At 66.6% G+C, this 18,151-nt stretch carries 15 protein-coding genes; 6 read left to right on the top strand and 9 right to left on the bottom strand.

Going from position 1 to position 18,151, the window contains the following annotated elements:
* Positions 1–44: 44 nt before the first annotated feature.
* Positions 45–2,273 carry a histidine kinase gene (locus OTER_RS06510; protein WP_012374108.1) on the top strand — a complete coding sequence of 743 codons (2,229 nt, stop codon included), beginning with the start codon at positions 45–47 and terminating at the stop codon, positions 2,271–2,273.
* Positions 2,270–2,899 (top strand): response regulator, encoded by a 630-nt coding sequence (locus OTER_RS06505; RefSeq protein ID WP_012374107.1) that lies wholly within the window; start codon positions 2,270–2,272, stop codon positions 2,897–2,899. Before OTER_RS06510 ends, OTER_RS06505 begins: the two co-directional genes overlap by 4 nt.
* A 139-nt stretch (positions 2,900–3,038) precedes the next feature.
* On the opposite strand, the gene OTER_RS06500 is transcribed toward OTER_RS06505, so the two are convergent.
* Complete coding sequence (locus OTER_RS06500) at positions 3,039–6,050, bottom strand: glycoside hydrolase family 2 protein (protein WP_148218033.1); 3,012 nt, start codon at positions 6,048–6,050, stop codon at positions 3,039–3,041.
* Positions 6,051–6,252: 202 nt separating this feature from the next.
* Here OTER_RS06500 and OTER_RS06495 point away from each other — a divergent pair, with 202 nt between their 5' ends.
* Both OTER_RS06495 and OTER_RS06490 read left to right on the top strand, forming a co-directional pair.
* Positions 6,253–7,293, top strand: coding sequence for an aldo/keto reductase (locus tag OTER_RS06495; RefSeq protein ID WP_012374105.1), 1,041 nt, complete (start codon positions 6,253–6,255; stop codon positions 7,291–7,293).
* A 150-nt stretch (positions 7,294–7,443) separates the two neighbouring features.
* Positions 7,444–7,746, top strand: coding sequence for a carboxymuconolactone decarboxylase family protein (locus tag OTER_RS06490; protein WP_012374104.1), 303 nt, complete (start codon positions 7,444–7,446; stop codon positions 7,744–7,746).
* Positions 7,747–7,758: 12 nt separating this feature from the next.
* Here the strand turns inward: OTER_RS06490 and OTER_RS06485 are convergent, their stop codons facing one another.
* The 7 genes from OTER_RS06485 to OTER_RS06460 all read right to left on the bottom strand — a co-directional run bounded on the left by OTER_RS06485 (position 7,759) and on the right by OTER_RS06460 (position 14,317).
* Positions 7,759–8,280, bottom strand: coding sequence for a PTS sugar transporter subunit IIA (locus OTER_RS06485; RefSeq protein WP_012374103.1), 522 nt, complete (start codon positions 8,278–8,280; stop codon positions 7,759–7,761).
* A gap of 18 nt (positions 8,281–8,298) precedes the next feature.
* Positions 8,299–8,688, bottom strand: coding sequence for a C4-type zinc ribbon domain-containing protein (locus OTER_RS06480; protein WP_083767641.1), 390 nt, complete (start codon positions 8,686–8,688; stop codon positions 8,299–8,301).
* A gap of 239 nt (positions 8,689–8,927) precedes the next feature.
* Positions 8,928–9,104, bottom strand: a complete 177-nt coding sequence (locus OTER_RS26130; RefSeq protein ID WP_158305374.1) for a hypothetical protein — start codon at positions 9,102–9,104, stop codon at positions 8,928–8,930.
* A gap of 272 nt (positions 9,105–9,376) precedes the next feature.
* On the bottom strand, positions 9,377–10,735 hold the full coding sequence (locus OTER_RS06475) for a sigma-54-dependent transcriptional regulator (protein WP_012374101.1): 1,359 nt from the start codon (positions 10,733–10,735) through the stop codon (positions 9,377–9,379).
* On the bottom strand, positions 10,732–11,478 hold the full coding sequence (locus OTER_RS06470) for a sensor histidine kinase (RefSeq protein WP_012374100.1): 747 nt from the start codon (positions 11,476–11,478) through the stop codon (positions 10,732–10,734). The genes OTER_RS06475 and OTER_RS06470 overlap by 4 nt, the downstream gene beginning before the upstream one ends.
* Positions 11,479–11,587: 109 nt before the next feature.
* Positions 11,588–12,586 (bottom strand): hypothetical protein, encoded by a 999-nt coding sequence (locus OTER_RS23820; RefSeq protein ID WP_012374099.1) that lies wholly within the window; start codon positions 12,584–12,586, stop codon positions 11,588–11,590.
* Between the two features lie 48 nt (positions 12,587–12,634).
* Positions 12,635–14,317 (bottom strand): formate--tetrahydrofolate ligase, encoded by a 1,683-nt coding sequence (locus tag OTER_RS06460; RefSeq protein WP_012374098.1) that lies wholly within the window; start codon positions 14,315–14,317, stop codon positions 12,635–12,637.
* Between the two features lie 530 nt (positions 14,318–14,847).
* On the opposite strand from OTER_RS06460, the gene OTER_RS06455 reads away from it, so the two are divergent.
* The gene (locus OTER_RS06455) at positions 14,848–16,401 is read left to right on the top strand and encodes a POT-type proton-dependent oligopeptide transporter (RefSeq protein WP_012374097.1); all 1,554 of its coding nucleotides are present in this window, start codon (positions 14,848–14,850) and stop codon (positions 16,399–16,401) included.
* A 127-nt stretch (positions 16,402–16,528) separates the two neighbouring features.
* Entirely contained in the window at positions 16,529–17,302 is a 774-nt protein-coding gene (locus OTER_RS06450) for a glucose 1-dehydrogenase (protein ID WP_012374096.1), read from the top strand.
* Here OTER_RS06450 and OTER_RS23815 read toward each other — a convergent pair.
* The gene (locus tag OTER_RS23815) at positions 17,269–18,108 is read right to left on the bottom strand and encodes a DoxX family protein (protein ID WP_012374095.1); all 840 of its coding nucleotides are present in this window, start codon (positions 18,106–18,108) and stop codon (positions 17,269–17,271) included. The genes OTER_RS06450 and OTER_RS23815 overlap by 34 nt on opposite strands.
* Between the last annotated feature and the right edge of the window lie 43 nt (positions 18,109–18,151).

Raw genomic sequence — 18,151 nt, 5'->3', positions numbered from 1 at the left:
GCGTCCTCGCGCGAGCCTCCGCCCCAGCCCGTCTGCTCGTGATCATGATGCTACCCCGATGCCTTTCCCTTCTGCTCGCCATCCTTTTTGTCGGCGGAGTTGCCGTCGCGCAGGTGGCGGAGACCGCGCGGCTCACGAGCGCCGCATCCGTGCTGTCACTCTCCGCCGAACAAGCGGCCAAACGGCTTCCCATCACCGTCACCGGTGTGGTCACCGCTGCGGAGTCCGACTGGAGCGGCCAGTTTTTCGTGCAGGACGAGACCGGCGGCGTGTTTGTGGAAAACCTGCGGCGCAGCGGCCCGGCGCCCGGGGACGTGGTGACCGTCAGCGGCGTCAGCCATCCCGGCGCGTTTGCGCCCATCATCAGTCTTCCGGAATGGCGCAAGCTCGGCACCGCGCCGCTGCCGGCCGCGAAGCCCGTGCTGATCGAAAACCTGGAGGCTGGCTTCGAGGACGGGCTCCGGATCGAGATCACGGGGTTGGTGCGCACGGTCGTCGTCGAGCCCGCGCGCACCACGCTCGAGCTGGCGGTCGGCGGCTTCCGGTTGCAGGTCTGCGCGCCTCCATTGAGTGTCGGCCGGCCTGATGCTCTTATCGCCGCGCGGGTCCGCGTGCGCGGCACCACCGCGACCCACTACAATGCCGCGCTGCGGCACCTCACGTCCGTCGCCGTCTACGTGCCGACGTGGGATGATCTGACCGTCCTCGAACCCGAAGCGACGAATCCGTTCACAACGCCACCGGTCCCGCTGAAAAATGTGGCTGGCTACCGCCGCGACAGCGGCGCGGCTCCGCGCATGCATGTGCGCGGTCGGGTGACTTACCAGCGAGCCGGAGACGTTATTTTCGTTCAGGACGATTCGGGCGGCCTGCAACTCCAGAGCAATCAGACGGACGTGTTCACGCTCGGCGACGAGGTCGAAGCGGCCGGTTTTCTCGAATACGAGCATCATCTGCCGCTGCTGCGCGATGCGGTCCTGCGGCGTGGAACCGCCGCCACACAGCCGGTGCCCGTCCGGCCGGCGCCGTGGTCTGAGCTCAAGGAGGGGCTGCATCACGGCGCGTCGATCACGCTGCGCGGCCGCGTGCTCGAGCAAACGACGCGGCCGGTCGCACGAACCGCCAGCGGCTTCTCCGGCTTGGCCACCACCTGGCTGATGCAGGGCGACGAACTCAGCTTTACCGCCGAATGCGAAACCGCCGCCGACACGCCGGCGCCCGCCGTGATCCCGATCGGCAGCGTGGTCGAGTGGGACGGCGTGTGCGTCTCCACGGTCGATACGCACGGCCGATTGCAGTCGTTGAAATTGCTCCTCCCCTCGCCCACCTCGTTCCGCATCGTCGCGCAACCCAGCTGGTTCACTCCCCAGCGTCTGCTGATCGGCATGGTCGGCGTCAGCCTGGTGCTGATCGTCGCGATTGGTTGGCTGCTCACCGTCTCGCGCAAGAACGCCGCGCTGCGTGACGTGATTCGTGAGCGCGAGTCCGCCCAACGCGAGTTGCAGGAAGCACACGATACGCTCGAGCAGAAGGTCGCGGAGCGCACCGCGCAGCTGCACGTCGAGATGGGCGCGCGCAAGACCGAGGAGGTTCAGTTCCGCGCCGTGCTCGCCGAGCGAACGCGGCTGGCCCGGGACCTGCACGACACGCTCGAACAAACGCTCACCGGCATCGCGCTGCAGCTCGACACGGCGGCGAAACTCTTCGGCCGCGATGGCGAGCAGTCGCAGCATCACCTGCAGCTCGCCCGCAACTGGCTCCATCAAAGTCAGGTCGACCTGCGCCGCTCGATCTGGGACCTGCGTTCCCGCGAGCTGGAGCAGTTCGACCTCGCCAAGGCGCTGCGGCAAAGCGCCGAGCAGCTCGTCGACGGCACGTCGCTGACGATCGATTTCCGCACCACCGGCGATCGGCGGCCGCTACCGGAGGTCGTCGAGGAAAACGTGCTCCGGATCGGACAGGAGGCGTTTACCAATATCGCCAAGCACGCCCGCGCCCGGCGTGTCCTTGCGACGCTGACCTTTTCCCCGTCGACATTGCGGCTGCGGATCGAGGACGACGGCGTGGGTTTCAACGTGCCCGCGGCGCCGTCGGCCGCCGAAAGCCATTTCGGGCTGCTCGGCATGACCGAGCGCGCGAAGCGGCTCGGCGGCCACATCAAAGTCGACAGCGCACCCGGCCAGGGCACCAGCCTTACACTCGAGGTGCCGCTGGAGCCGCTAAGCGAACGAACCGCCGCCGCTTCGGTCGAAACCACGATCTCCTCCGGATGAGTCGTCCCGCCAAGCTTCGGATCCTCGTGGCCGATGATCATTTCATCGTCCGCAGCGGGCTGGTGTCGTTGATCCACGCGGAACCCGACATGAGCGTCGTCGCCCAGGCGGCCGACGGCGCGGAAGCCGTGGCGCTGTTCACGCAGCACCAGCCGGACGTGGCGTTGCTCGATTTGCGCATGCCGGTGCGCAGCGGCACGGAGGCGATCGAGCAGATCCGCCGCGATCATCCGCACGCGCGCATTCTCGTGCTGACGGCCTTCAGCGGTGACGAAGACATCCGCAAAGCACTCCGTGCCGGCGCGCGCGGCTACGTCCTGAAAAGCTCCACCGGCGAAGGATTGATCCCCGCGATCCGCGCCGTCGCCGCGGGCGAACCCTGGATTCCCAACGACGTCGCGACTCGGCTCGCGATGCGCAGTTCCTACGAGGAACTCACCAGTCGCGAAATCCAGGTCCTGCAGGAGATCGCCAAGGGCAAGGCGAACAAGGAAATCGCGGCCGTGCTCGCGATTTCTGAATACACGGTGAAGGACCACCTCAAGAACATCATGGGCAAGCTGCACGTGGCGGTCCGCACCGAGGCCGTCACCGCCGCCGTCCAGCGCGGAATCATCGAACTCTAGCCCGGAAATTTCATGAACAGGAGCGAAGCTTAGTCCGAAATTTCCGTCCGCCTGCGGCGGAGCGACCGTGTCGCCGCTAGCCCCGACAGAGTCGGCCCGGAGGGCGAGCGCCGAGCAAATCCGAGATCCGAGTTTCCCTCTAGGGCGACTCCCATTTCAAGCTGAACGCCCCCCGATACTCCGGCTGCACCTCGGGCGTCTGCCCCTGCGGGCCCATCTCCTCCGGCCGGCTGAATTTCGTGCCAATCGCCGGAATCGCGTGCAGCACGCCGAGGTCGGCATCAGGCAGCGCCAGCGCCGTTTTCGCCTGCAGCTCGACCGGCGGCAGATCCGGGCGCATCACCTGCACGAACAGGCCCGGCGTCTGTGGCACGATTGTCAGCGAACCGGCCGTCGTGTCCAGCGTCAGCCAGCGCACGCCCGAGAAGAAGCCCTTGAATTCGGGATACTCGAAGCCTCGCCAGCCGGTGATGGTGTCGTTGTAAGCGGTCGACCACGCACCGAGCGTCACCCCACGCCGCCGATTCTGCCACACGCGATAAGGCCCGTCGCCTACCCAGCTCTTGCCGCGAATCTCGGCACCCGGCAGATCGAATCCCACGCCTTGGAACGTGCTGCCCTTCGTCCCTGCGTAGAGATACGCGCAGTCGATCCAGCCGTCGGCGCGCACGCGCCACTCGACCGAACGCAGCCCGGCTGGAGCGGCGACCCGCTCGTCTCCATTCCCGTAACGGCAGCTGATCACGTAGTCGCCACCCTCCGCTCGCGTGGTCAGTGAACTCAAGACCGATGACTGCGTCAGCGCGCGGAGCCCGGAGCCGAGCGACAGCTTTTTGTCTCTCCGGCCAATTTCGGCCAGCGCGCCGGTGATCCGATCGAATCGCACGACGAGCTCACTCGCCGTCACGACCAGCGCACCCGGCTGCTCGATTGCTGACATGGGCGGGACGCCCATGCCACGTGGCACGGGCGTCCCGCCCGTGATCTGGTTTCTCGCTTTGGCTGCATCAGGTGAAGCGCCCTCCATCGCAATGCCCGCGAACCGCTCGACTCCCGGCAGCGCCCACGTGGTGGTCCACAGCTCGCGTCCGCTCGGATCCTCGACGCGCAGCGCCAACACATCGGCGTCGCGCCAGTTCTCCGGCAGCGCGAGTTGGAGCTCTCCCCTCGCGCCGGGTGCGATCTGCGGCGCCACCGCCACACCGGCGGCGATTCCGGTGGCCTGCGGTTTCGCTTTCGATTCGTCCTGCCGCGACTCCGGCAACCGCCGCAGTTCCCACGCGAACCGGCACTCCGACGTGTTCGTGAAGCTGTGACGATTCTCGATCGTCAGCCGCCCGTCGAAGTCATCGGACAACTCGCGTCCTTGCGGCGCCACGACGGCGATCGGAGACCACAGCTCTTTCAAGGTATAGAAACTCGCCTCCCGTTCGCGTCGCGGCCCGAGAATCCCGTCCGGCGCCTGGTTGCCGTGCACGTCGATCTCGCCGGTGTCGGGCCGACGCACGCCTTCGTCCATCCACGCCCAGACGAATCCGCCACCAAACGTCTTCCCGCTCCGCATCAGCGTCCAATAATCCTCCATGCCGGCGCCCGCGCCGCCGTCGTAGAGTCCGTGGAGGAACTCCGTCGGCAAATAGATCAACGGTTGTTCGCGGCGTTTGCCGGCATCGTTGGGATCGTACCGCCACGCCGTCTCGAGTCCCGCGACGAGTGCCGGCAATTGCGGGTAGAGCCGATAGTGCGCCGTGTTCACGCCGCTGAAGATTTGCCACGGATGCAGCACCGGCCGCCGTTGCGGGTCCCACTTGGCGAAGTCGTCATCGAGTTCGGTGTTCCAGCCGCCTTCGTTGCCGTTGTCCCACAGCAGCACGCTCGGATGATTCACATCGCGCTGGACCATCGCCGCGAGCAGCTGCCGTCCCACCGCGGTGTCGTAGCTCTTCTGCCAGCCCGCGAGTTCGTCGAGTACGTACAGGCCGAGCTCGTCGCAGAGCTCGAGGAACCGTTCGTCCGGCGGATAATGCGACATTCGGACGGCCGTCGCATTCATCTCCTTCATCAACCGGATGTCCTCCCGATGATCGACCTCGGACAGCGCGCGCCCCGTGCTCGCGTTGAACGAGTGCCGGTTCGCGCCCTGCAGCACGATCCGCTGGCCGTTGAGATAAAACCCGTCGCCGCGGCGAATCTCAAACGTGCGAAAACCAAACCGCGCCCGGCGGCGGTGCAACTCGGTGCCAGCCGCATCGAGCAGCCGGACTTCCGCCGCATACAGGTGCGGTGTCTCCGCCGTCCACGTCAGGGGCGCCGCAACCATGCCGGTGAGCCGAGCCACGAACGTGGTCCGATCGGACCACGTTCGTGGCTGCTGCGACTCTGCTGGGTGGTGCAACGGCGACCGCCAAGCCGGTCCGACCGGACTGCCGTCGCGGCCGAATACCTGAACCTCCACCTGCGCGGCCGAACCTTCACCCTCGACGAACACGTCCACCGAGAACGCTCCGTCCGCGCGCGCGTCAATCGCCAGCCGCTCGATCGCCTGCGGTGGGCTCACCTCGAGCCAGACCGGCCGAAAGATCCCACCGAAGTTCCAGTAGTCGCCGGTCCGCTCGGCGCGATTCACCCCGTCGTTCGAGGACGTCTCGTACACCGCAACCTCCAACAAGTTCTCCTCACCGCAGCGGACCAGATTGGTCACGTCGTAGCTGAACCGATAAAAACCACCCTGGTGCACGGGTCTCGCCGGCCGGCCGTTCACGGAGACGCGTGCGTCCGTCATCACGCCATCGAACACGAGCTTGATCCGGGCTCCGGCCCATTCCTTCGGCACGACGAATCGATGGCGGTATTCACCGCTCTCGCTGGGCGTCGTGCTGTGATAGCTCAGCGTTCCGAACCCGTGCAGCTCCCAGTTCGACGGCACCGGCAGCGTCGCCCACTCGCCCGCCCGCGCGCCAGCCGACACGCGAAACTCCCACGGCACCGCACTCGCCGCATCCCGGCCCGAGAGGTAGATGCATTCGGTTTTGGTCGAAGCCTTCGCACCCAGGGCGGCCACGATCATCGTGAGTCCAATCAGCCAGCGGCACGTTGCGAGCATCGCAAAACTCCGGCTGGCCGAGGCACCGGCTGTAGGAAGTAGGCTCATGGCCCAGCCATCCACAGCCGCCTGGCACGACCGCACAAGCCTGGATCGCCGTTCCTCACCCGGACCGTCTGACCCGGACGACGGGCGGGGATGAACCACTCCACTGCGCCGTCGTTCCACGGTGGCACCCGATGAGTGGTGCTACGAAAATTGCGCTCAAGTGGCTCTGTGCCCTGCCTGGTCCATCTGCGAAACTGCGCGCATGAACTCGACCGTGCTTCCGCAGCAATCGCGCACCCTCGGCAAATCGGGATTGAAGGTCAGCCCGCTCGGACTCGGCTGCTGGCCGATCGGCGGCCGCATGATCTTTCGCGGGCAGCCGGGCTACTACGGCGACGTGGACGACGATGAATCGACCCGCGCCATCCACGCGGCGCTCGACGCGGGCGTGACGCTTTTTGACACCGCGGACTGCTACGGAGCTGGGCACAGTGAGGAGGTGCTCGGTCGTGCGCTCGCCCAGCGTAGGTCGGAGGTCGTGATCGCGACCAAATTCGGCAACCGGTTCGACCCCGTGACGAGGCACGTCGACGGCGAGGATGTAACGCCGGGATATATCCGGCAGGCGTGCCAGGCCTCACTGACCCGATTGCGGACGAATGTGATCGACGTCTATCTGATCCATTGCTGGACGGTGTCAGCGGCCGCGGCGGATGACGCGATGGCGGCGCTCGAGTCACTGTGTGAGGAAGGACTGATCAGGACCTACGGCTGGAGCACGGACGACTTGGCGCAAGTCGAGCGCCTAGTGGATGCCCCGCGGTTCGGGGCGATGCAGATCGAGGCCAACGTGTTCAATCCCGGCGGGCCGGCGCTGGAACTGTGCGCACGCCGTAATTGGGGAGCGCTCGCGCGCTCGCCGCTCGCAATGGGCTTGTTGAGCGGCCGCTATGATGCGAACTCCCGCTTCAGCGCTGAGAGCGTGCGCGGCGGCGGGCAGCCGTGGGTAAAGTTCTTCCGTGATGCGCAGCCCGCGCCCGAGTATTTGCACCAGCTGGACGCAGTCCGTGAGATCCTGCAGTCGGGTGGTCGGACGTTGGTGCAGGGGGCGTTGGCGTATTTGTGGGGCAGGTCGCCAATCGTCGTGCCGATCCCTGGATTCCGGAACGCGGCCCAAGCGAGGGAAAACGCCGCCGCGATGGAAGCGGCCCCGTTGGCCGCCTCACAGGTCGCCGAGATCGATCACCTGCTGGATCAGGTTCGTCGCGCTGAACCGCCGCAGAAAACATCACGCCATTCGTGAGTGCGCCAGGCTCGTGGCGCCCGCCCGACACGCAGTCGCCAGCGTTGATCCGTTTCAACGACCGCGTCACAAATGCGGCACCGACCTGCATCACGAAGCGGTCGCCGATTCAAACGCAGAACGCAGCGCCCTGAAACAAGGAGATTCCCCATGTTCCTTCTCAATGAAATGGATGAGTTGTGGGAGCAGTTCTCGAGCAAGGCCTACCGGCCCAATGTGCTCGACGGAAAGACCAAGGAAATCATCGCCGTCTCGGCCTCGGTGGTCGCCGATTGCCTGCCGTGCCTGGAGTACCATTACAAGCGCGCCGTTAAGGCAGGCGCCTCGCGCGAGGAGATCGCGGAATCCATCGCGATCGCCATGTCGATCTCCGCCGGGAGCAAAAAGGCAAAATACTTCCCGGTAATCAGCCGCCTGGAAAATGAACAAGCGTCAGCCGTCGGACCAGCGTAGGACGCTCGACCCTCAGCTCCGGGTCGCCGGCAGCGCCGGATCGAGATTCGCGGCCAGGCCCGGCGTCAGCGGCTCGCCGCCCGGCAGCTCCACCGTCCGCAACCGCTCCAGCAGTTCGTCCCGATTGCCGGCCAGCGCCAACGAGGCTAGCGCGGCATCGTCATGGGCCAGTTCGGAGATCGCCGCGAGCAGCCGCGACAGTCGGCGCGACTGCACCTGCGGCGTGAGAATCAGGAACACCCAGCGCACCGACGAGAACCCATCGCGCCACGTGTAGGGCTCACGGCTGCGCGCCACGGCAAACACCGGCGCCTCGATCGCGCTCAGCCGGCAGACCGGATAAGCCACGCTCCCAAGCACGTCGCGATCGGTGAGGAAGTATTCGTTGAGCGCGGCGTTGTAGAGCGAGAGCGAATCAGACACCACGCCCGCCTCGGCAAACGCGAGACTCAGTTCGAGCAACACGCTCGTGGCGTCGCGCCCCCGACATGCGGGGACGCACAACCGATCGCGGGTCAAATCCGCCAGCGTCATGACTCCCGTCCTTCTCGTTCAGACTTCGACGACGCGACGCACACGCGGCTTGCGGGTCTTGACCGCCACCGGTTCGGGCGCGGGCTCGGCCGCGTGCGACTGTGGCATCTCCTCCGGCGCAAGCATCAGGTAGGCGCCGCAGTTATCGCAAAGATGCAGGTCGGTCTGTCGGGCCAGCGCCGCGACAATGCCCGATGCGACGCGCAGATGACACCCGGAGCAAACGCCGTTGCGCACCACGGTCGCACCTTTGCGGCCCTGATCGACCATCCGCAGGTAGTGCGACAGCACGGGCGCAGGAACTTTTTCCTCCAACCGTTTCAACACCGTGCGGCGCGTCACCTGATTCTGCGCCTTCTGCATCAGCGTCGGCTGCGCCTCCAACATCGCCTCAACGAGAGTTCTCATGCGTTCCCCTATGCAGCCCTCATGCCCGCGGCACACGAGATCGATAAACCATCAGTGGTCCGCGGTTTGCGTTTCCGCATTCGACTGGCGGAGAGCGGCTCGGTGCGCGTTGGTGCAGAGTTTGCACCGATGCGACGCTGTCCGTGCAACGTCCGCCACCGGCGGTCGCGTCAAAAAAAGCGGCCGGTCGAGAGACCGGCCACGCCTATCGAACACGAGGTTGCGCCAACGACTGCGCGCTACAGCGCGACGGTAGCACCTCCCTTGGCTTTCTTGCGAGCCTTGCGGGGCGCCAGGATCGGCGCCGGGGCCGACGGCACCGGCGCGGCAGCAGCGGCGGGCACGGGCGCTGGCACGGGCGTGGAAGCAACGGAAGCGGCGGGCGCCGCGACGGAAGGATTGGATTCAGGATTCATGGAATTGCGTTTTTAGATTTGGCACGGCCGGGAATGGCCGCTCTGGGGAGATTGCATCGCGCGTGCCGCCTCACGGCTGGGCTCGGCAACTCAGCGCGATGCAGGCGCTTGTTGCGCAGATCGGGCCGGCGCGGATTCGACGATGGCCATCCGCAGGGCAATTGTTGCACGCCGCAGCGAGCCGTTGTGCAACGCACGCCATCCGCCGCGCGAGGCAGCGAGCCTGACTGCGCGCGGTCGTAGGGCGGGTTCGCCGGGCCGCGGCGCGTACCTCACTCCAGCAATCCGTATTGCTTCAGCTTGTATTGGAGCGTGCGCCGGCTGATCCCGAGCGCCTGCGCCGCCTCCTCGCGATTCGACGTGAGCTGCGAGAGCGTCTGCCGGATCAACAGCTTTTCCGCTTCCGCGAGCGTCATGCCCACGCGCACCGTGAAGAAATTCGTGCTGCGATCGTGCGCGACGAGGAAGTCCGGCAGCTCCTCCACGCCGACCACCGCGTTGGGCGAGGTCACGACCAGCCGTTCGATCACGTTGCGCAGCTGCCGCACGTTGCCCGGCCAGGGGAACCGCCGGCACACCTGCACCGCCTCGGTGGACAGCCGGCGCCGGCGCCGTTTGTGCTTCTGCACGAAGTGCTCGAGAAACGCGTCGATCAGCAGCGGAATGTCCTCCGCACGCTCCCGCAGCGGCGGCACGGTGATCGGCACGATCTGCAACCGATAGAACAAATCCTCGCGAAACTTCCCCGCCGCCACCGCCTCCTGCAGCCGCTTGTTCGTCGCGGTGATCACGCGCACGTTCACTCGCTGCAGCTCGGTGCCGCCGACCATCCGGAAGGCCCCATCCTCGAGCACGCGCAACAGGTCACCCTGCCCTTTCGCGCCCAAGTCGCCGATTTCGTCGAGAAACAGCGTGCCGCCGTCCGCGAGGTGAAATCGCCCGAGCTTGTCCGCCACCGCGCCAGTGAACGATCCCTTCGCGTGGCCGAACAGCTCGGCCTCGACGAGCGACTCCGTGAGCGCGGCACAGTTCACGAAAATGAACGGTTTCTTCGCTCGCGCGCTTCGCGTGTGAATCAGCCGCGCCACGAGCTCCTTGCCCGTGCCGCTCTCACCTTCGATCAGCACCGTCACGTCGCTCTGGGCCACTTCCTCGGCCATGGCGACGACTTTTCGCATCGGCTCGCTTTCGCCGAGCAGCAGCCCCGGCTCGGCGCGCTGCAGCCGCTGTCGCAGTTCGCTGTTTTCCGCCACGACCGTCTGCAGCTCGAGCGCCTTGGCCACCACCGCGCGCAGTCGTTTCAGATCCACCGGTTTCGTCAGGTAGTCGTAGGCGCCGGCGCGCATCGCCTCGACCGCGGTTTCCACGCGGCCAAAGGCGGTCATCAGGATGAACTGCGTGTCGCGGCCGCGCGCCCGCGCCGCTTTCAGCAGCTGCATGCCGTCGAGCTCTGGCATCCGAATATCGGTGACGACCAGGTTGTAGGCCTTCTGCGTCAGGAGCCGCAGCGCGCTCGCGCCATCGTTGGCTGCGTCGACCTGATGCCCCTCGCGCTGCAACGCCTCCTGAATGCCCGCGCAGAGCGCGCGCTCGTCGTCCACGACCAGGATTCTTGCCTTCGGCTCGCTCATAAGGTTGTCGCCGGCACCGGCAGTTGCAGCGTGAACACCGCGCCGCCCGCCGGCGCATTCGTCGCCTGCACGCGGCCGCCGTGGGCCGACACGATTTGGTGCACGATCCACAGTCCGAGACCCGTGCCCTGATCGCGCGTCGTGTAAAACGGCTCGAACATCGCGACGGCGTGCTGGGGATCGATGCCGGCGCCGCTGTCGCGCACCTCCACCACGAGAGCCGCGGGCGTCTCATTGCGGCGCGCCAGCACTTCCACGCGGCCGCGGCGTTCCACCGCCTGCAGCGCATTGATCACGAGGTTGACCAACGCCTGCGTGAGCTGGGCGCGATCCGCTTCCAGTGGCGGCAGCCCGGCGTCGACGTGGGCGCTGAGCTCGATGTCGCGCGTCGCCGCCTCGGGCGCGAAGAGCCGGCAGACGTAGTCAATCACTTCGCCGATCTGCACCGGCTGGCGATTCACCGTCGTCGGGCCGGCGAGGCTGAGAAATTGCAGGACGATATTGTCCAGCCGCTTCAGTTCGGTCCGGATGATCTCCAGGCGTTCCGCGGCCTTGGGCAACGTGCCGCCGGGGAGCTGATGCAGGTCCTCCTCGAGCAGCTGCACGTGGACATCGAGCGAGCTCAGCGGATTGCGCACCTCGTGCGCCAGCCGCGAGAGCAGCCGGGACAGCAAGGCCTGCCGCTGCTCCGCGACGAGCTGCGAGGTATCCCCACCGAGTGCGCGGGCCAGAAGATCATCCACGCCGCAGAGCTAAACGGATTTGGGCGGCCGGGGCGAGCAGCGCGCGCAGAGCAGAAGCGCCGCTTCTGTGCGGCAATAACGTCCACCAGAGAACCTGTCCGCCCGACGCTTACGGAGTTTTCGCTCTCCGCGTCGCGAAGTTCGCGCGCTTCTCTGCCAGCGTGGGACACCCTAGCGCCTGCCGCTCGCCGTCGCAGATCCCGCGCTCGTCGACTTCGTCCAGCACGGGTTGACTGCCGTGCACCAGCGTTCGCCGACCCTGCGTGCCGAACCGCTGCACGTGGCCCACCGAGTTCAGCATTCGATCGTAGGTTGCGGCCACGAGCCAACGACCCATTTTCCGATCGCCGAGCAGCATCGCACTGATCGCGAGTTCGTGCGCGAGCCGGTAACCTGCGAAACCCGAACTGTGCTGCATCACCAGTGCGGCGCGCGCGAAATCCTCCGCCGTGTGCAAGCCACCCTCGCTCACGATCGCCCGGATCCGCTTGTTCCGTTGCTGATCCTGCTCTGCCATTTTCAGCAGCTCGTCTTGCGACAGCTTGCTCCAGTTGCCGCGAGCTGCTTGGTCGGCGTCGACGATCGCCTTCACCTCCGCGTTGTCCTCTGTCTTTTTTGCCGCTTCGCGTGCGATCGCGGGGTTTTGCCACACGCCGCGAATCACCTTGGGTGCCGCCTCCAGGCTAAACTGCTCGTTGTCTGGATTCCTCGCGGACAGCTGCCATGCGTCGAAGCGCAATGGCCGTCCGAGCGCCTGTTGCAGCGAGTCCCAGGCCGCCGGCAGTGTAGCCTCAGCCGGCAGGTGGTCCTTCGCCACCGCGGTGAGCATCAATTCGTATTCGACGCGCACCTCGCGAAACCCGGTGAGGGGCGGGGCCAATCTCGCGGCGCGATAAAACTCTTCGCCCGACGAGAGCGTATTGCTCTCGACGAGCCGCACGAGGTCGCACTGAAAACTCTCCGCAATGTTCGGATAGGTATTCTCGGCCGCTGCGCGCGCCTCCAGCGCGGCCAAGGCCGCGGCCGCGGGGGTTGCCGGCGGTTCTGCCGCGCGGCCGAACAACGTTCCACTCGCGATTGCCAGCCCCCATCGAATGAGCGCTTTCATGCGCAGTCGAGTATCGTTGCTTCTCGTCGATGTCGAGCTGGGCTCGGCCTAGAACAACCCCACCGTGTTGCCGTCCGCGTCGATGTCCATCGCCTCGGCGGCGGGGACCTTGGGCAAACCGGGCATCGTCATGATTTCGCCAGTGTAGATCACGACGAAACCGGGGCCGGCGTTCAGCCGCGCGTCGCGCAGCGGCACCTTGAACCCGCGCGGCCGGTTGCGCAGCTGCGGATTCGCCGAAAACGAATACTGCGTCTTCGCCATGCACACCGGCAGCGCGCCGAAACCCGCCGCCTCGAAGCCGCGCAGCTTTTCCGCCGTCGCACCTTCTGGCACCACGTCATCTGCGCCGTAGATCGCCCGCGCAACGCTCCGCACCTTCTCGAGCAGCGGCAGGTCGTCGGCATAGGTGAACGCGATCGGCCGGCTCGGCGTCGCGGCCGTCTGCGCCACCAGCCGGGCGAGATCTTCGGCGCCCTCGCCGCCCCGGGTGAAATGCTCGCAGCGCGCCACGGGAGCGCCCAGCTCTGCGCACGCCGCCGCCACGACCTGCCATTCCTCGAGCGTGTCACTCGGAAACGTGTTCACCGCCACCACCACCGGCAGCCCGAACGCGCGCAGGTTCTCAAGGTGCTTGCGCAGATTGTCGAGTCCCGCGGTCAGCGCGGCCACGTCCGGCCGGCCGAGATCCGCCACCTTGACTCCCCCGTGATATTTCAGCGCGCGGATCGTCGCCACCAACACCGCCACATCGGGCCGCAGACCGGTCTTGCGACATTTGATGTTGAGAAACTTCTCCGCGCCGAGATCGGCGCCGAAGCCCGCCTCCGTCACGGCGAACTCGGCCAGCCGGAGTCCGAGTTTCGTCGCGGTGACGGAGTTGCAGCCGTGCGCGATGTTGCCGAAAGGTCCGCCGTGAATGAGTGCGGGGCTGCCCTCCAGCGTCTGCACCAGGTTCGGCTGGATCGCGTAGCGCATCAGCACGGTCATGGCGCCCGCCGCTTTCAGGTCGTTCGCGGTGACCAGCCGGCGGGCCGCGTTCCACGCCACCGCGATCCGACCGAACCGCTCCTTCAGGTCCGGCAGCGACTCAGCAAAACAGAGCGTCGCCATCACCTCGGACGCAGCCGTGATGTCGAAGCCCGACTCGCGCGGCATCGAGTTGCCCGCACCGCCGAGTCCGATCACGAGTTCGCGCAGGGCGCGGTCGTTCATGTCCATCACGCGCCGCCAGAGCACGCGCCGCACATCGATGCCGAGCGCGTTGCCGAAGTGCAGGTGGCTGTCGAGCATCGCCGCGAGCAGGTTGTGCGCGGAGGTCACCGCGTGGAAGTCGCCGTTGAAATGGAGGTTGATGTCCTCCATCGGCACGACCTGTGCGCGCCCGCCACCGGCGCCGCCGCCTTTCATGCCGAAGCACGGGCCGATCGCCGGTTCGCGCAGGCACACCACGGCCTTCCGGCCGATCCGGTTCAGCGCGTCGACGAGGCCGATGCTCGTGGTCGTCTTACCCTCGCCGGCGGGGGTCGGCGTGATCGCCGTCATCAGCACGAGCTTTCCTGGCGGCGCGTCCTGCAAGCGCCGCGTGAGTCCGAGCGAGAGCTTCGCGCGGTAACGGCCGTAGAGATCCAGGTCGTCGGCGGCGATGCCGAGCTGGGCGGCGACTTCGGCGATCGGTCGAAGCTGCGCGCGGCGGGAGATCTCTAGGGCGGTGAGGCCGGCGGGGTTCATGGAGAGTGGGGTAACGTCACGCGCGCCGCGTGCACGCGGGCGAGCGGCTAGCCGCGCTGCCGCCAATCCTTGGCCAAGAGCGACTGCGGACAAGCTCATTGCCCGCCCGTGCCGGCGTTAGGAGCTGCACTACCAGCCACTGCAAAATTGCTGAACATGCCCATAACCGCCCGCGGCCGCGCATCCCGCCAAGCGCTTCCTTTTTCCGCGCCACCGCTCCCCTCGCCTCTCTCCGCTTCGGCAAAAGCGCCAAGTATACCTGAATACCGAGATTGATCTCGTGGGCCCGCTGCGTGACCAGCGGGACGGTTTGGTGCGCGCGGGCCGTTCCATCCCTGCGCCCATGCGCGGGGCCACGTCTGCAGCCTCTGCTTCGGGATCCACGTATACGTAACATTTTTTCTGGCGCCTGGTACCGCGGAGCGCACGAGAACCGACCGATGCAAGTCGCGGCTGCCTCGTAGCAGGTCGTCGCGGCGGGTCGCTCCTTGATCTTCGGGCGGGCTCCGCCAGCGTGAGGCCAATCTTTCATGACCACCCCTTCAGTCAGCGCCGCGGTCCCGGCGTCGAACGCGCGCATTCCGCGCCAGATCCCCTACATCATCGGCAACGAAGGCTGCGAGCGGTTCAGCTTTTACGGGATGCGCAACATCCTGACGGTGTTCCTCGTCTCGTCGCTGCTCGCGTATCTGCCCGAGAGCGAACGCGCCGGCGCCGCGAAGGACGTCTTTCACACGTTCGTGATCGGTGTCTACTTTTTCCCGCTGCTCGGCGGCTGGATCGCCGACCGGTTTTTCGGGAAATACCACACGATCTTCTGGCTGAGCCTCGTCTACTGCGTCGGGCAGGGCTGCCTCGCGTTGTTCGTGGACAACAAGCTCGGGTTCTATGGCGGGCTCTTTCTCATCGCGCTCGGCTCGGGCGGCATCAAGCCGTGCGTCGCCGCCTTCGTCGGCGACCAGTTCGATCAGTCCAACAAGCACCTCGCGAAGGTGGTTTTCGACGCGTTCTACTGGATCATCAACTTCGGGTCGTTCTTCGCCTCGCTGCTGATGCCGATTTTCCTGAAACAGCTCGGGCCGGCGATCGCGTTCGGCGTGCCCGGTGTGCTGATGTTCATCTCGACCGTGATCCTGTGGCTGGGCCGTCGGAAATACGTCATGGTGCCACCCGCACCATCGAATCCGCACTCGTTCCTGCGCGTAGCGCGCACCGCGCTCGCCGCGGGCGTGTCAGGACGCGTGTTGGCCGGACTTGGCCTGGTGCTCGCGATCGCCGCCTTCGCCAAGATAGGATCGTTTGGCTTCGTGATCTCCGCGTGCGTCGCGCTGGTGGCCGTCATCGGCTTCGGCGGCGCGGGCGTGTGGATCCAACTCGAGCGCGCGCGGGGCACTCATCCCGACGAAGCCGTCGATGGCGTGCGGGCGGTGCTGCGCGTGCTCGTGCTGTTCTTCCTCGTCACGCCGTTCTGGTCGCTGTTCGACCAGAAGGCTTCGACGTGGATCCTGCAGGCCGACCTGATGAGCAAACCGCACTGGTTTCAGTCGTCGCAAATGCAGGCGCTGAATCCGCTGCTGGTGATGCTGCTGATTCCGTTGAACAACCTGGTCGTCTATCCGGCGCTGCGGCGGTTCGGATTCGAGCCGACGCCGCTGCGGCGGATGGGCGCCGGCATCGCTTTCGCCGGACTATCGTGGATCGTCGTGGGCGGGATGCAGCTCGTGCTCGACGGCGGACACGTGTTCTCGATCACGTGGCAAGTGCTACCCTACGCGCTGCTGACGCTCGGCGAAGTGCTGGTTTCCGCCACCGGCCTCGAGTTCGCCTACAGCCAGGCGCCGCAGGCGATGAAAGGTGCGATTCTGAGCTTCTGGAGCTTGTCGGTGACGATCGGCAATCTCTGGGTGCTCGTCGTGAATGCCGGCGTGAGAAGCCCGACCGTCACCCACGTTATCGGGTCGACCGGCTTCGGCGTGACGGCATTTCAGATGTTCTTCTTCGCGATCTTCGCGTTTGCCGCCGCAGCGGCATTCGGGCTCTACGCGCTGCGCTACAAGATGGCTGACCATTACCGGAAGAGCTGAACCAGGACCTCGCCCGCCAGCCGCACGCCCGGCCCGCGGCAGGTTCCTGCCCCGCGGCCTGAGGCCGATCACGGATTGCGCGGCATCGGGTGGCGAACCGACGGGCACGACGCATGGTCCGTCCTGCATGACTGCCTCTTCGTCTCTTTTCGACCTCACTGGCCGCACCGCGTTGATCACCGGCTCCAGTCAGGGACTCGGCCTCGCGCTCGCACGCGGACTCGCCCAGCACGGCGCCGCGATTGTGCTGAATGGCCGCGATCCCGCGAAAGTCGAAGCCGCCGCCGCAGACCTGCGCGCCGGCGGCGCCCGCGTGACGAGCGCGGTCTTCGACGTGACGGACGCCCGCGCCGTGACCCACGCGATTGCGCACGTGCAGGAGACGTTCGGGCCAATCGACATCCTGGTGAACAACGCGGGCATTCACCGTCGCGCGCCACTGCTCGAGATGCTCGAGAGCCAGTGGCGTGAGGTGCTCGACACGAATCTTACCAGCGCCTTCCTGGTCGCGCGGGCCGTCGCACCCGGGATGATCGCGCGGCGAGCCGGCAAGATCATCAACGTCTGTTCGCTGATGAGCGAAATCGGCCGCGCGACCACCGGCAACTACGCCGCGGCCAAGGGCGGGCTGAAGATGCTGACGCGCGCGATGGCGGTGGAGTGGGCCGAGCACGGGCTTCAGATCAATGGAATTGGGCCGGGGTACTTTGCCACCGAGATGACGCAGGCTCTCGTGGAAAACCCGCAGTTCGACGCCTGGTTGAAGCTGCGCACGCCGGCACGTCGGTGGGGCAAGCCGGAGGAACTCGTGGGCGCGGCGGTGTTCCTCGCCTCGCGGGCGTCGGATTTCGTGAACGGCCAGATCCTCTACGTCGACGGCGGCGTGCTGGCGTCGCTGTAGGCGAGTCCGTCCGGGCGGATTGATGCCGTGGGCGAAGGCTCGCGCGCGCTCCGCGGCAGCGCGAGCAGCAGCGCCAGTCCGCTGAACGCGAGCGCCTCGAAAACCGCCGTGGCCTCGTTCGCATCGTGTAGGTTGGCCAGCGCCCGCGGGAGGTGCAGCACGATAACCCAGGTGAAAATCATCAGTGCGCTCAGCGCGGCGGCGAGTCGCGCGGTGCGCGGCACGAGCAGCCCAACGCCACCCGCGATGAGCGCGACGCCGGCAAAGTAGGTCCAGGCCATCGCACCGGGGATCCATTGCGGCACCAGCGCGACTACGAAGCGGGCCCACAGAAAATGCTGGATACCGCAAAGAATCATGAACCCGCTGAAGCAGCCGCGACCGACCGCGGCGAGCTTCGCGTCGCCCGGTCGGGCGAACTCACCCGGCACCATGGCTGCGAGCAGCCAAGCGCCGCCGCCGAACACCAGCGCCTTGCCGGCTTTGGTCCACTCGAGCCCGACGCTCAGGTTGCGCGCCGCGGGCGGCAGCGCCAACAACAGCGCCGAGAGGAACGTTACGGCGCCCAGCGCGAGCGCGGTGCGGCGAGCGAATTTCGGGAGCAGGAGGGCGACGCCCGCAAAGAGCAACGCGACGCCGATCGCGTAAGCCCACCACGCGCGCGCCGGCACCCACGCGGGCCACGGCGGCAGAAGCCGCGTGACGAACTCGCCGTAGAGCAGGTGCTGCACGCCGAAGAAAACGATTGCGGCGGCGAAAAACGCGCGGCCGATCGCCGCCAATCGGGAAGAGGGCGATGAAAACATGGGGAACGGGTGTGCGCCGCATGACGCCACGCCATTTCCACGC

Origin of the sequence: Opitutus terrae PB90-1, from assembly GCF_000019965.1 — a bacterium.
Lineage (GTDB): Bacteria > Verrucomicrobiota > Verrucomicrobiia > Opitutales > Opitutaceae > Opitutus > Opitutus terrae.
Note: the sequence above shows the minus strand (reverse complement) of the source record. Positions and strands in the feature narration are given on the sequence as shown.

What these genes read in the sequence shown, in the direction of transcription:
- OTER_RS06510 (WP_012374108.1), top strand. Translation starts at nt 45, where the DNA reads ATGATGCTACCCCGATGCCTTTCCCTTCTGCTCGCCATCCTTTTTGTC.
- OTER_RS06505 (WP_012374107.1), top strand. Translation starts at nt 2,270, where the DNA reads ATGAGTCGTCCCGCCAAGCTTCGGATCCTCGTGGCCGATGATCATTTC.
- OTER_RS06500 (WP_148218033.1), bottom strand. Translation starts at nt 6,050, where the DNA reads ATGAGCCTACTTCCTACAGCCGGTGCCTCGGCCAGCCGGAGTTTTGCG.
- OTER_RS06495 (WP_012374105.1), top strand. Translation starts at nt 6,253, where the DNA reads ATGAACTCGACCGTGCTTCCGCAGCAATCGCGCACCCTCGGCAAATCG.
- OTER_RS06490 (WP_012374104.1), top strand. Translation starts at nt 7,444, where the DNA reads ATGTTCCTTCTCAATGAAATGGATGAGTTGTGGGAGCAGTTCTCGAGC.
- OTER_RS06485 (WP_012374103.1), bottom strand. Translation starts at nt 8,280, where the DNA reads ATGACGCTGGCGGATTTGACCCGCGATCGGTTGTGCGTCCCCGCATGT.
- OTER_RS06480 (WP_083767641.1), bottom strand. Translation starts at nt 8,688, where the DNA reads ATGAGAACTCTCGTTGAGGCGATGTTGGAGGCGCAGCCGACGCTGATG.
- OTER_RS26130 (WP_158305374.1), bottom strand. Translation starts at nt 9,104, where the DNA reads ATGAATCCTGAATCCAATCCTTCCGTCGCGGCGCCCGCCGCTTCCGTT.
- OTER_RS06475 (WP_012374101.1), bottom strand. Translation starts at nt 10,735, where the DNA reads ATGAGCGAGCCGAAGGCAAGAATCCTGGTCGTGGACGACGAGCGCGCG.
- OTER_RS23820 (WP_012374099.1), bottom strand. Translation starts at nt 12,586, where the DNA reads ATGAAAGCGCTCATTCGATGGGGGCTGGCAATCGCGAGTGGAACGTTG.
- OTER_RS06460 (WP_012374098.1), bottom strand. Translation starts at nt 14,317, where the DNA reads ATGAACCCCGCCGGCCTCACCGCCCTAGAGATCTCCCGCCGCGCGCAG.
- OTER_RS06455 (WP_012374097.1), top strand. Translation starts at nt 14,848, where the DNA reads ATGACCACCCCTTCAGTCAGCGCCGCGGTCCCGGCGTCGAACGCGCGC.
- OTER_RS06450 (WP_012374096.1), top strand. Translation starts at nt 16,529, where the DNA reads ATGACTGCCTCTTCGTCTCTTTTCGACCTCACTGGCCGCACCGCGTTG.
- OTER_RS23815 (WP_012374095.1), bottom strand. Translation starts at nt 18,108, where the DNA reads ATGTTTTCATCGCCCTCTTCCCGATTGGCGGCGATCGGCCGCGCGTTT.